Origin of the sequence: Actinomadura citrea, from assembly GCF_013409045.1 — a bacterium.
GTDB lineage: Bacteria > Actinomycetota > Actinomycetes > Streptosporangiales > Streptosporangiaceae > Spirillospora > Spirillospora citrea.
In genome coordinates this window covers 5,426,538-5,439,147 of the sequence record NZ_JACCBT010000001.1, presented here as the reverse complement: position 1 = coordinate 5,439,147, position 12,610 = coordinate 5,426,538, and the positions used below count along the sequence as shown (strand labels likewise).

Annotated in this window: 13 protein-coding genes and 1 riboswitch; of the genes, 8 read left to right on the top strand and 5 right to left on the bottom strand. The window is 70.7% G+C overall.

Annotated features, from left to right (window positions below; translation table 11 throughout):
- Positions 1-10 precede the first annotated feature (10 nt).
- Positions 11-895, top strand: a complete 885-nt coding sequence (locus BJ999_RS25340; RefSeq protein ID WP_179835604.1) for an AraC family transcriptional regulator — start codon at positions 11-13, stop codon at positions 893-895.
- 397 nt (positions 896-1,292) lie between these two features.
- On the opposite strand, the gene BJ999_RS25335 is transcribed toward BJ999_RS25340, so the two are convergent.
- The gene (locus BJ999_RS25335) at positions 1,293-2,087 is read right to left on the bottom strand and encodes an SDR family oxidoreductase (protein WP_179835603.1); all 795 of its coding nucleotides are present in this window, start codon (positions 2,085-2,087) and stop codon (positions 1,293-1,295) included.
- 84 nt (positions 2,088-2,171) lie between these two features.
- On the opposite strand from BJ999_RS25335, the gene BJ999_RS25330 reads away from it, so the two are divergent.
- The 3 genes from BJ999_RS25330 (at position 2,172) to BJ999_RS43715 (ending at position 6,482) form a co-directional block, all read left to right on the top strand.
- Entirely contained in the window at positions 2,172-2,771 is a 600-nt protein-coding gene (locus BJ999_RS25330; RefSeq protein ID WP_179835602.1) for a TetR/AcrR family transcriptional regulator, read from the top strand.
- Between the two features lie 409 nt (positions 2,772-3,180).
- The gene (locus BJ999_RS25325; RefSeq protein WP_179835601.1) at positions 3,181-3,981 is read left to right on the top strand and encodes an ABC transporter ATP-binding protein; all 801 of its coding nucleotides are present in this window, start codon (positions 3,181-3,183) and stop codon (positions 3,979-3,981) included.
- Entirely contained in the window at positions 3,978-6,482 is a 2,505-nt protein-coding gene (locus BJ999_RS43715; RefSeq protein WP_179835600.1) for an FtsX-like permease family protein, read from the top strand. Before BJ999_RS25325 ends, BJ999_RS43715 begins: the two co-directional genes overlap by 4 nt.
- A gap of 212 nt (positions 6,483-6,694) precedes the next feature.
- Here the strand turns inward: BJ999_RS43715 and BJ999_RS25315 are convergent, their stop codons facing one another.
- Together BJ999_RS25315 and BJ999_RS25310 are read right to left on the bottom strand one after the other, a co-directional pair.
- Positions 6,695-7,537, bottom strand: coding sequence for an alpha/beta hydrolase (locus BJ999_RS25315; protein WP_179835599.1), 843 nt, complete (start codon positions 7,535-7,537; stop codon positions 6,695-6,697).
- Positions 7,538-7,624: 87 nt separating this feature from the next.
- Positions 7,625-8,446: an alpha/beta fold hydrolase gene (locus BJ999_RS25310; protein WP_179835598.1), complete on the bottom strand. Its 822-nt coding sequence runs from the start codon at positions 8,444-8,446 to the stop codon at positions 7,625-7,627.
- 349 nt (positions 8,447-8,795) lie between these two features.
- Here BJ999_RS25310 and BJ999_RS25305 point away from each other — a divergent pair, with 349 nt between their 5' ends.
- Positions 8,796-9,017, top strand: coding sequence for a hypothetical protein (locus tag BJ999_RS25305; protein ID WP_179835597.1), 222 nt, complete (start codon positions 8,796-8,798; stop codon positions 9,015-9,017).
- Here BJ999_RS25305 and BJ999_RS25300 read toward each other — a convergent pair.
- Positions 8,992-9,252: a hypothetical protein gene (locus BJ999_RS25300; RefSeq protein WP_179835596.1), complete on the bottom strand. Its 261-nt coding sequence runs from the start codon at positions 9,250-9,252 to the stop codon at positions 8,992-8,994. The two genes, BJ999_RS25305 and BJ999_RS25300, sit on opposite strands and share 26 nt — an antisense overlap.
- Before the next feature lie 59 nt (positions 9,253-9,311).
- Here BJ999_RS25300 and BJ999_RS25295 point away from each other — a divergent pair, with 59 nt between their 5' ends.
- From BJ999_RS25295 to BJ999_RS42345, 3 genes are all read left to right on the top strand, one after another.
- Positions 9,312-9,566, top strand: coding sequence for a hypothetical protein (locus BJ999_RS25295; RefSeq protein WP_179835595.1), 255 nt, complete (start codon positions 9,312-9,314; stop codon positions 9,564-9,566).
- A 774-nt stretch (positions 9,567-10,340) separates the two neighbouring features.
- Positions 10,341-10,490, top strand: a riboswitch (cyclic di-AMP (ydaO/yuaA leader).
- Positions 10,491-10,504: 14 nt separating this feature from the next.
- Entirely contained in the window at positions 10,505-11,194 is a 690-nt protein-coding gene (locus tag BJ999_RS25290; RefSeq protein ID WP_179835594.1) for a CHAP domain-containing protein, read from the top strand.
- A 184-nt stretch (positions 11,195-11,378) separates the two neighbouring features.
- Positions 11,379-12,125: a septal ring lytic transglycosylase RlpA family protein gene (locus BJ999_RS42345; protein WP_229810362.1), complete on the top strand. Its 747-nt coding sequence runs from the start codon at positions 11,379-11,381 to the stop codon at positions 12,123-12,125.
- A gap of 86 nt (positions 12,126-12,211) precedes the next feature.
- Here BJ999_RS42345 and BJ999_RS25280 read toward each other — a convergent pair whose 3' ends face one another.
- Positions 12,212-12,574 (bottom strand): hypothetical protein, encoded by a 363-nt coding sequence (locus tag BJ999_RS25280; protein WP_179835593.1) that lies wholly within the window; start codon positions 12,572-12,574, stop codon positions 12,212-12,214.
- Positions 12,575-12,610 lie beyond the last annotated feature (36 nt).

Here is a 12,610-nt window from a genome sequence, read left to right as displayed (position 1 = left end):
GAGAGGTCCGATGCATCGCGTGCGGCTCGCTGAGGTGTTTCCGCCGGGGCGGCCGCCCATCGCCGCCGAGCGGTTCGAGTTGCGGAGCGACACCGCCGCCCACAGCCATGACTTCATTGAGCTCGCCGTCGTCACCGGTGGCACTGCCACCCACGTCTCGGCCGCGGGCGAGCAGCCTCTGGACCGCGGTGCGGTGACGATGCTCCGCCCGGGCGACTGGCACGGCTACCGCGGCTGCGACCGTCTGACCGTCTACAACCTGTACATCAGCCCGGAGGCGTTTCGGCGCGAACTGGCCTGGATGCGCGCCGCCCCGCACCTCGGCCCCTCAGTGCGCATCGCCGGCCGATCCGGCCGCCACACGGGCCACCCGCTGCGGCTCGACCCCACCGCGCTGCGAGTGGTCGAAACCGGCCTGGCGGAAACCTCCGGTGAGCCCGGTTCCGATCCGGCCCTTCATCCCGGACCGGCCTACGCCGTGCGGGTCGGGATTCTGCTCTGCCTTCTGGGCGGCGTCGCGGCACATGGCTCCACGGATGCCACCAGCGAACGAACCGATCATGTCCATCCCGCGGTGTTGGCCGCGGCGCAGTTCTTGGAGGACGACATTCAGCGGGCCTGGAACCTGGGCGAACTCGCCTCCACCGTGAACTTGTCGCCCCCCTACCTGACTCGCATGTTCACCGCGCATCTCGGAGTTCCGCCCATGACCTATCTCGGCAGGCTGCGAGCAGAGCGCGCTGCGGCACTCCTCATCGAGACCGACCTGTCCGTGGCAGCGATCGGAAGGCTCGCCGGCTGGCACGATCCCAACTACGCGAGCCGCCGGTTCCGGCACTTCTTCGCTCTCAGCCCGGCCGCATACCGCGCCCGATTCCGCCCCGGCGGGTGTTAGACGATCACGCGACCCGGGGTGCCGACGTGTGATGGTTCATGAGGCGCTTCCCAGGGGCGGTGGCGTCAAAGATCGCGGCGCCGGACGGCGAGTACGGCGCTGACCGGCGCCCCGGACTCGGGCCCCTCCTGCCGAGAGGCTTTGAAGTCGTCCGGGGAGTGCGACGAGCGCCGCCCGCGACTTGATCGGCACCGTCCCGCCAGGGACGGCCGCCGCGCACGACGCCATGCCGGCACCCTGGCGGGCCGCATTCGGACCCGAGAACGGGCCGGGGGAGGCGCCTACCGCGGAGCCCTGCCCGGAGGCTGACCACCACGCGTCGCGCCGTCCGCCGGCCCCTCCACTCCACTCCACGTGAGGAGCGTTCCGAAAACGGGCCCGCGCGATGTTCGGGTTTCTACAAGGTGAGACCGCCGTCGATCGTGAGGATCTCGCCCGTCATGTAGGGGTTGGCCATCAGGAACAGCGCGGCGGCCGCGGCCTCCTCGGGCGTCCCCCACCGGCCGAGCGGGTTTCGGGCGCCGGCCTGCGCGACGGCCGCGTCCCCGGCCTCGCCGGGGCCGGCGCCCATCGCCCCGCGCGACAGCGGGGTGTCGAACTGCCCGAAGCGCAGGGCGTTCACACGGAGCCGGCGGGGTGCCAGTTCCACGGCCAAAGCCCGCGCCAGCGTCTCGACGCCGCCGACGGCCGCGAGCGGCGCGGACATCCCGGCCACGGGGCGGGAGACGAAGGCGCCGGAGGAGAACGTGATCGAACCTCCCGCGCCCAGCCGCGGCGCCGCCGCCCGCGCGACGGCCAGTGCCGCCCACAGCCGTCCGTCCATCGCCTGCAAGGCGGTGTCCCTGGTGATGTCGGTGAGCGGGCCGGTGCCGCCGAGGCCCCCGGCGGTCAACAGGACGTGGTCGACGGCGCCGGCGCGTTCGAAGGTCTCGGCCAGCGCCTGCTCGTCGGCGGCGTCCCCGGCGACGACGAGCACCGCGCCGTCGCCGCCAGCGGCGCGGACGTGCTCGGCGGCGGCGTCCAGCCGGGCCTTGTCGCGCCCGGTGAGCACGACCCGCGCGCCCACCGAGGCCAGGAGGGCGCCGGTGGCGAGGCCGATGCCGGAACTGCCGCCGACGATGACGGCGGTCTGCCCGGCGAGGCCCTGCGGCAGCGGGGAACGGACCGGGACGGGCGCCTCGGTGGTGGTCATCACGATGCTCCTAAATAAACCAACTGGTTGGTTTATCCTGCCCGCCGCGGACCACGAAGTCAACCGGATGGTTTAATTCGGTGCATGACCTACGACGCGGAGGCCACCCGGCGTCGGATCTTCGTGGCCGCCACCGCCGAATTCGCCGCATACGGGCTGGCCGGGGCCCGCATCGACCGCATCGCCCGCGCCGCCCGCGCCAACAAGCAGGGCATCTACCTGTACTTCGGCGACAAGGAGAAGCTGTTCGGGGAGGTCGTGCGTGACAAGGTCGACGAGGTCTGCCACGCCACCGACCTCGGTCCCGGTGACCTGGGTGAATCCGTGGGCCACCTGTTCGACTGGTACCAGGAGCACCCGGAGCTGATCCGGCTCCTGCTCTGGGAGGCGCTGGAGTCGCGCGAGGAGGTGCAGGGCGAGCTCGAACGCCGCGAGATGTACCGCGAGATCGTCCGCGGGGCGCAGGCCGGCGGCATCGCCGGGGGACCGTCCGGGGAGGGCGCCAGGCGGCTCGCCCAGGACTGGATGTTCACGATCCTCGGCCTGGTCGCGTGGAACTTCGCCGTCCCGCAGCTGTGCCGCCTCGTCCTGGACGAGGACGACGAGGCGGCGGCGCTCGCGCGCCGCCGCGCGTCCGTCGTGGAGACCGCGCGCGTCCTCGCCGAAGCACGGCGCTTCGCATGACCGGCGGCGCCGCGCCGCGGATCCGGATCCCGAAGTTCATCTGGGGCCATCGGGTCGATCCCGTCAAGAGTGAGCGCCAGAACCACGACCAGACCGCCACCAGCGCGCACTGCTGATGTCCCTGCGCTCCAACGAGACCTTCGAACGGTCCCGCCCATCCGGGCGCAGCCGCCGTGTAACACCAGCATGCCCGCGACCAGGCGGCTGGACGAGCGGCCGGGGCTGCCGGTGGTGGTCTACGAGCCGGGCAGGGCCGCCAAGCCCACGCTGATTCGGTAGACCGCCGACCAGCTCACCTTGATCTCAGCCTGACTCCGGGGTTCCGAGCGGCTTGTCCACCGATCGGTGGACGGCGGGTTCAACCGAACGGGCCTGCCGAGCGCGCTCCCCTTGTCAAGACACTGTTGACATGACGAACACCTTGAACGAAGCGCCCTTGGGCGGCGGTGGTGCGGATGCGGCGTTCGGTTCCACCGAGGTCGTGCGACTGGAGTCGGTGCGCAAGGTCTACGGCGGCGGGAGAAACGCGGTGGTCGCGCTCGACGAGGTGAGCGTCGGATTGCGGCAGGGCTCGTTCACCGCGGTGATGGGGCCGTCTGGTTCGGGCAAGAGCACTTTCCTGCAGTGCGCCGCCGGGCTCGACCGTCCGACGTCGGGGTCGGTGGTCCTGGACGGGGTGAAGCTCGCCTCCCTCGGCGAGAACCGGCTGACCAAGCTCCGCCGCGACCGGATCGGTTTCATCTTCCAGTCGTTCAACCTGCTTCCCGCGTTGAACGTGCGGGACAACGTCGGCCTGCCGCTGCGGCTGGCGGGCCGCCGGCCTGACCGAGCAGCGGTCCAGGAAGTGCTGGAGCGCGTCGGGCTCGGCGGGCGGCTGCACAGCCGTCCGGGTGAGCTGTCAGGTGGTCAGCAGCAGCGCGTCGCGATCGCGCGGGCGCTCATCACCCGGCCGGCGGTGATCTTCGCGGACGAGCCGACCGGCGCGCTGGACACCACCACCGCCCGCGAGGTGCTCGTCCTCCTGCGGGAGGCCGTCGAGGGGGCGGGACGGACGGTGGTGATGGTCACGCACGACCCGGTCGCCGCCGCGCACGCCGACCGTGTCCTGTTCCTGGCCGACGGCCGCGTCGCCGGCGAGATCGACCGGCCGAGCGTAGAGCAGGTCGCCGAGCGTATGACGCGCCTGGGCGCCGCCGGAGCGAACCGGTGATCGGGATCGCGCTGCGCACCCTGCGCTTCCACAAGGGCGGCTTCCTCGCCTCCTTCGCCGCGCTGTTCCTGGGCGCCCTGATCGTGGTGGCCTGCGGCGGACTGCTGGAGACCGGCATCCGCGCCGAGGCCCCGCCGCGGCGGCTGGCCTCGGCGGCGATCGTGGTCACCGGCGACCAGCGTTACCAGGGCACGGTGCAGGAACTGGTGTTCCCCGAGCGCGTCCACCTGGACGCCGCGCTGGCAAGCAAGATCGCCACGGTTCCCGGCGTCGCCGCCGCGGTGCCGGACCTCTCGTTCCCCGCCACGCTCCCCTCCGGCGGGCAGGTCACCGGCCACAACTGGTCCTCGGCCCGGCTCACTCCACTCCGGCTCGCCCAGGGCACCGCGCCCTCCGGCCCCGGACGCATCGTCCTGGGGGAGGACCTGGCCGAACGGGCCGGGCTGCGGACCGGCGGCCAGGTCCAGTTGCTGGTGCACGGCGCCGCCGAGCGGTTCGAGATCTCCGGGCTGGCCGCCGGGACCGGCGACGTCTTCGTCGCCGACGCTCAGGCGGGCCGCCTCACCGGCCGACCCGGAACCATCGACTCGGTCGGCGTGTTCCTCGCACCCGGCGCGAGCACCGCCCAGGTCGTCCGAGCCGTCCGGGCCGCCGCCGGTACCGGGCCCGCGGTGCTGACCGGGGACGACCGGGGCCGCGCCGAGGACCCCGCGGTCCTCGCCGACACCGGCGACCTGGTCCCGCTCGCCGCCGCGTTCGGCAGCCTCGCCGCGATGGCCATGGTGTTCGTGGTGGCCGGCACCCTCGGTCTGTCGATCCGGCAGCGAGAGCGCCAGAGCGCGCTGCTCCGCGCGGTCGGCGCCACACCCGGCCAGCTCCGCCGCCTGATCCTTGGCGAGACGATGATCCTGACGGTGGCCGCCACCGCCCTGGCCTGCTACCCCGCCCCCCGGCTGGGCCGCCTGCTGCTGCGGGTCTTCGTCCATGGCGGCGTGGTGCCGGACGCGGTCGCGTTTCGCTCCGGACCCGTCCCGCTGATCGCCGGCGCGGGCCTCGCGATCACCGCCGCGCTGGGCGCCGCCCTCATGGCCGCGCACACCGCCGCCCGCACCCGCCCTGCCGAGGCGCTGGCCGAGGCCGCCCTGCAGCGCCGGTGGTTCAGCCGCGTCCGGCTCGTCCTGGGTGTGCTGTGCCTGGGCGGGGGCACCACGCTGGCGTTCGGGACCGCCGGCTCCGACGCTCCCGACGCGGGCGGGGTCGCCACCCCGGCCGCACTGGTGTGGACGATCGGCTTCGGACTGCTCGGCCCCGTGCTGGCCCGCGCCATCACCACCGGACTCGCGCGCCCCGTCCGGGCGCTCTCAGGGCTCTCCGGCGAACTGGCCACCAGCAACGCCCGCGCCCGGACGGCACGGCTGACCGCCGCGGTCATGCCCGTCATGCTCGCCACCGGGCTGGCCCTCAGCCTGACCTACCTGCAGACCACCCAGTCCGCCGGCGCCCGCCAGGCCTTCGAGGAGGGCCAGCGCGCCGACCTGGTCCTTACCTCCGCCGCCGGCGGCCTGCCCCTCGACGCGGTCGACGCCGTCCAGAAGATCCCCGGTGTCGCCGCCGCGACCGCGCAGATCCCCGGCCGCGGCTTCATCGAACCCGCCGCTCCGCTCACCCCGTCCGACGGCGAAGAGCCGGCGGGCCCGCAGCCCACCGAACTCGCGCTCCAGGGCATCACCCCGCAGGGAAGCGACCGGACGACGGCCTTCCGCGCCGCCACCGGCACCCTGACGGCACTGCAAGGCGACACCGTCGCGCTGCCCGCCCGCTATGCCACCGGCCACCGGCTCGGCGACACGATCGCGATGCGGCTGGGCGACGGCACCCGGACCGGGTTGAAGCTCGTCGCCACCGTCGGGGCCCGGCGCGGCTACGAGACGGCGCTCGTCCCGGCGGCGCTCCTCGCCGCGCATACCGACGCCGGGCTCGTCCCGCGGATCCTCGTCAGCACCGCCCCCGGCGCGAACCGCACCGAACTGGCCGCCGCCCTGACCGCCATCGGGCACCCCGGGCTCCGTGTCACCGACCGCGACGACCTCGCCGCCGGTCAGCAGGAGCAGGACCGCACCCAGGCGACCATGGCCTGGCTCGTTCTCGCGGTCGTCGTCGGCTACGCAGTGATGTCCTTGGTCAACACCCAGGCCCTGGCCACCGCCGAACGCCGCCGCGAGTTCGGCCTGATGCGCCTGATCGGTGCCACCCGCCGCCAGGTCCTGCGGATGATGGCGGTGGAAGCGGGCCTGGTCATCGCCGTCGGAATCACCCTCGGCTTCCTGGTGGCCGCCCTGACCATCGTCCCGCTGTGCCTGAGCGTGCTGGACTCCGCGCTGCCGGCCGGCTCCCCCTGGATCCTCGCCGCGGTAGTGGCCGCCGCCGTGGCCCTGACCTCCGCCACGACCCTGACCGCAACGCGAATCGTCCTGCGAACCCGCCCCGGCGCCAGGCCATAATCGGCTCATCCCACGCGCCCGGCCTGGGGACCCCGCCCCTGGCCGGGCGCCGGCGTCGGACGGGTGGCGTCACTCGCGCCCCAGCAGATCGCACTCGGCGATCGCATCAAGAACGGCCTCGCGCCTGATCACCGTGATCGTGGTCAGCCGATGCCCAGCCGGTAGGGATCCCAGTACCTGCTGCTACCGCCGCGGCCTTTCTGCGTGGGTTGTCAGACGGACCGCTGGACGAAGTCGAGGGCGGTCTCGGCGACCTCTTGCCAGGCGTGGTCGATGGTGAGGGAGTGGCCCCGGTTCGGCATCTTCACGATCTCCGTGACGGAAGGGTTGCGCTTCTGTCGTTTGTAGGCGGCGTTCGCGATCGCCCAGGGCACCGTGTGGTCCTTTTCGCCGTCGATGAACAGCAGGGGACCGCGGTCGGGGCTCTTCGTGTCGACCTTCGCCTCGGTCCACGGATTGAGATTCGCGTTGCCCATCTGCATGAGAGCGAGCCCAGAGCCGGCGACGTGGAAGTTGTCGTAGAGCTTCCGCGCCTCCTTGTCGTCCAGCGCATTCGCCCATCCGTAGGTGAACTGGTCGAACGTGAGAGTGATCGCGCGATCGCGCGTCAGCGGGTTGACCAGGAATGGGCCCGCCGCCTTGAGCACGGAGGCCGGCAGCGGCAGAACGCCCCGGAAGATCCCGGGGTCGATGGCCACCGTGGCCGCCGAGAGGCCCTGGCCCGCCAGCATTTCCGCCAGAAGACCCCCGGTCGAGTGCCCGATCAGCACCGGCCGCCTGTCCAGGGCGTTGACGATCTCGGTGGTGTGGTCGGCGATCTGCTTCAAGGTCTTCTTGGCGAGGACGCCCGGGTTCGCCCTGGCCGCTTCCACCGTTTCCGGATCGTCCGGCCAATCCGGGGTCAGCGGTGCGTAGCCCGCCTGCGTGAAGAAGTCCACCCAGTTGGCCCAGCTGCTCGGCAGCAGCCAGAGCCCGTGGATGAGGACGACCGGGGTGTTGTGAGAGGCGTTGGCCGCCTCGATCTCCCGGTACTCCCGCTCAGAGATTGACGGCATGCCAACCCTCCTTCGGTCGGGTGAAAGTCAACTCGTCGCCTCCTCCGCTCGCCGATCGACGGAAGCGCTCGGAACCGGGTGTGCCGGTCAGCTTCGGAGGAAGGCCAGCAGTTCGGCGTTGAGCTGGTCTTGGTGGGTGGCTGTGATGCCGTGGGGGGCGCCGGGGTAGTAGACGTCCTTGGCGCCCTTGATCAGCCGGGCGGATTTGATCGCCGAGTCCTTGACCGGGACGATCTGGTCGTCCTCGCCGTGCAGCACCAGAGTCGGCACATCGAATTTGGCGAGGTCGTCGTGGAAGTCGGTCTCGGAAAAGGCCTTGATGCTCTCGTAGGCGTTGAGGAGACCCGATTGCATGCTCCACAGCCAGAACTGATCCAGCACTCCCTGGGAGATGCCGGCACCGGGCCGGTTGGCGCCATAGAACTGGATGGCCAGATCCTGGTAGAACTGCGAACGGTCGTTGAAGAGGGCCTCGCGCATGTCGTCGAAGACCTCGATCGGGAGGCCTTCGGGGTTGGCTTCGGTCTTCACCATGATCGGGGGCACCGCCGCGATCAGGACCGCCTTGGCCACCCGGCTCGTGCCGTGCCGGCCGATGTAGCGCGCGACCTCCCCGCCGCCGGTGGAGTGGCCCACCAGCGTGGCATCCCTGAGGTCGAGCGCCTCGATCACCGCGGCGAGATCGTCGGCGTAGCCGTCCATGTCATTGCTCGTGGAGGTCTGGCTGGATCGGCCGTGACCGCGCCGATCGTGCGCGACCACCCGATAGCCGTGCTGGACGAGGAACAGCATCTGGCCGTCCCATGCGTCGGAGCTCAACGGCCAGCCGTGCGAGAACGTCACGGCCGGGCCCTCGCCCCAATCCTTGTAATAGATCTCCGTACCGTCATGGGTAGTGATCGTGCTCATGGCACCGGCTCCCTGTTGAAGGCGAGGCCGATACGGAACACCGTCGACCCCACCGGTCTCGTCGAGTCCGTAGAACACTCGGTCCTGTCCATGGCCCGCGACTTGCCACGCTGGGCATGGATCCTCCCTCCCCTCGAAGGATGAGCACTTAACTTCAGAGTGTGGAAAGCCTGGCAGTAAGACGGTGAATTTCGCTTTACGTGCACCCTCCCCTTGACCGGCGTGTCCTGCGTCCACCGGATCATCACCGACCTCGCCGTCGACGTGACCCCGGCCGGGCTCGTCCTCGCCGAGTGCGCCCCCGGCGTGACGCCCGAGACCGTCCCCCGTCGCCGTCGCCGTCGCCGCCGTGGTCGCCGGACCGGAAGCCATCGGCCGCCACCGCCTCGTCCGTCCCGTCCACTCCTCGGGCTCCCTCGGAACGTCCTCGCACGGCGCCCTGGTGGACACCGATGTCGCGCGCGCCATGCTGGCTCAGGACCTGACCGGCCTGCGCGACCACGGCTCGCACCCGCTCCACTCGCGTGCCCAGGGGCGCGCCTGGTTCAGGTTGGTGGCCGCCGAGACGTGACAGGCCCCACACCCCGGCTCGCTCGATGGAGGCCGCGTGGGTGCCGTGGATGGAGCACGACGTCCCAGAACTCCTCGAACCTGAGGTAGAAGACGTCTTCGACCTCGCGCCGGATGTTGTGCACGAGGCGTTCGACCTCTCGGAGCAGGGCTTGCTCGTACGCGAAGGAGCGGCTGATCATGCCGTATCCGTGGTATTTCCGGTATCCGGCAAAGGTGCGCACGCGGTCGGTCATCCGCTCGGCGTCCTCGGCCTTCCGGGCCCGAAACGTGACCTGAGCAGTCTGGAGAACAGATGTCCCACGACGAAGACCCACTCTGCGCCGTCTTCATGCCGGCTCTGGTGGTGATCCTGCATGCGGCTGAGCAGGAGAAGGGCGAGCCGCTGACGGAAGCGGAGGTGCTCGCCATCCGCGACGATGCGGTATGCATGACCGTCCCGCTCAGCGTCGCAGACGACCTTGAGCGATCTCGCGGGTACTCCGACATTCCGCCCGCAGACTGCTGGCATGCGTGGCTCTCCGTTCGGGAGCAGATCGCGGCCGAGTAGGTCGGGAGGAGAACAGGACGGGTCAGCAGGCGGGTGATATCGAGCGTCTTGCGGGTGCGGAGTTTGAAGGGCGGGCGGAACGGAGCGGATTACGGCGGTCCGGTGAGGCTGGTGCCGGTGTGGGCGGCTTGGCCGGCACGTTCGCCGCGGCCATGGCGATCGCCGGAGGGATGCCGTGGCCAGGGCCAGGGAGTTGACGACGCTCCCCGCGATCAGACGATCCGCCTGAGCCGGTGGTCGGAGTACGGAGTCGCTGCGGACGCCGGGCGGGGCGCCCACGACGAGGTGAATGACGGCCGTGAGCGCCGACCTCGCCGCTCACGGTGGTGGCCTGGCGTGCACGGTGCTCGGTCCAGAACCCCGCGTTGCTCCTCCGACCCTGGCGTTGTTCACCGGCTCGCCTCCGGCATCGTCGTAGGCGGCGGGGGATCCGCCTCCACGCTCGGGCCCGGTCGGCTCAGTCCGATAGCTCAAGGATGACGAGCTGAGCGGTACGCAAATTTCAGGCACCGTTGAGCGGTCCGGTTGAGGGTGTCGCACCGAAAATCTTGGTCCAGCTTGACTGGACCGCAGCCCTTGCGTTGAGGGGGTTTTGTGAAGTCTTTGCAGGTCGGTCAGGTCGTTGGGGCGTGCTTGACGAAATATGGGGCGGCTTGAACCTGTTGTGGCTCTGTGACCGACGGGGAAGCCCGTCCGGAGCGCCCGAACAGATCATGAAGGGCGCATCAAGTCCCTGATCATCAGGACGGCCGATCAAGGCACGTCCGCCGCCGAGTCCGCAGAGCGCCGATCACGGCCGAGCGGAGCCGGGGACCCACCGAAACACCGGGGTGAATCCGCACCCCCGCCGTGCGCGGGGTCGCGGTAGGGCCACTTCCACGCCCGAACCCGACAGCTAACCCGGTAGGCGGACTGGAAGAACTCAGGAGAACCTTTTCATGACCGCTCGTACCTTCGACCTGACCAAGCGCATGGGCACCCGCGTGGCCGCCGGAGCCGTCCTCTCAATGGCAGGTGTGTTCGGCTTCGCCTCCCTGGCCCCGTCCGCCCAGGCGGACACCAAGCCCGCGAACACCGCGCACGTTGCCGAGGTGTCCAAGGCCGACGCCAACGGCGCCAAGACCGGCGGCCAGAGCGCCAAGGCCGGCGCCTCCGCGCAGGACGTCATCAAGCTCGCCCGCACGCAGGTCGGCACCCACGAGGACGCCTCGGGCAACAGCAAGTTCAACAACTGGTACATCGGCTCGTCGCTGGGCGAGCTGAACGCCCACCGCATCGGTGCCGAGAGCGCCTCCGTCTACAAGGGCCAGTCCTGGTGCGACATGTTCGTGTCCTGGCTGGGCCAGCACACCGGCACCAAGGGAATGGGCGCCGACGCCTACACCGTCAGCCACGCCCAGTGGTTCAAGAAGACCGGCCGCTTCGGCCAGACGCCGAAGCCCGGCGCCGTGGTCTTCTTCGCCTGGAACGGCGGCGGCATCAAGGGTGTCGAACACGTCGGCATCGTCGTGAAGGACAACCACGACGGCACCATCAACACCATCGAGGGCAACACCGGTGACGCGGTGAAGAAGAAGGTCCGCGACACCTCCACCGTCGCCGGCTACGGCTACCCCGAGTACCGGTGAGCCGGGGCCGCTGAGCGGCCCCTTGCCCGCACCGTCAAGCGGTGCTCCCCCTCTCCACCCGCGCGATCACACCCACGTCGCGAGCACGCCCACGTGCCGTGCGCCGGATCCGTCATGCCCGAACGGCGAGTCCATCACGCCGAAGGCATGGCCCGGCGCCCGGCCCACCGAGCAAAGGATGAACATGCAGCAGCGAACCGCCCTTATCGGTACCGCCCTCGCGGGCATCCTGGTCGCGGGCGTGGCGGTCGAGGCTGCCCATGGGGCCCCGGCGGACAAGCCGATGGCGCACACGGTCACCGGGCAGCAGGTCACCGGGCACAAGGTCACCGGGCAGTTGGTGACCGGGCAGCAGGTGTCCGGGCACAAGGTCACCGACCAGCTGGTGTCCGGGCACAAGGTCACCGACCAGGTGGTGACCGGGCAGCAGGCCGCCGGGCACAAGGTCACCGGCCATAAGGTCACCGGCCAGCAGGTGGCCGGGCAGCACGACGCGAAGGCCACCCGCCACACCACCGGCAAGGCCGCTTCGAAGAGCCACGCCGTCCTGTCGGGCAGCACCACCGCGTCCTACTTCTGGGACGACGGCTCGGGCGTGAACGGCGACACCGGCGCCCCGGCGGGCGGCAAGCCGATGCAGAAGGGCCTGTTCGCCAGCCCGAGCTGGCCCATGCACACCAAGGTCAAGGTCACCTACAAGGGGCGCAGCGTCACCGGCTTCGTCGGGGACCGCGGGCCGGGCGAGCCGTCGCACCGCGGCGTCATGCTCGACCTCGACACCTACACCTTCCGCCACCTGGTGGACGGCAAGAAGCCGAACAGCAAGTACGACACGGGCACCTCGGCGGGCCACCTGAAGGGCGTCAAGTACGAGGTCCTGTCCTGGGGCCACGGCATGGGCAAGAAGGGCGCCCCGAAGCCCCTCGGCTGACCAAGCCCGTCCAGGTGATCCCCTCCTGGCCACCCCGACCCCCCACCACAGGCCCCGCTCCCGTCCTCGGACGAGAGCGGGGTCCGTCACGTCCGGGGCAGAAATGCAGGCAGCGACGTCGTTGTCAGCGGACTGTCGCGGTGCCGTCGTCTGTGATCGTCCAGCTCCAGTAGCGGCCCCAGAAAGGGACCGGTGATCGATCGGGCCCCCTCATAGACGGTGTCCGCCAGGAGGCCGACCACGCCGAAGACCATGACGAACCGCCATGGCGACAAGGCCGCAGCCTGGGCTCCCTTGCCGTCGACCGAGCACGCGTCGATTTCAACATCAAGGGTGACTTCTCCGGCGGGCTGGTGCTGATTACCGTCTCTGGCGAACGTTAAAGACGGCCCCGCCGAGGCCCACCACGTCGGGTCGGGGTGCAGGGCGCTCGGCTCGACACGGCTCAACGCTGACTGGGCTGGAGGACATGACGGAAGCCTCAT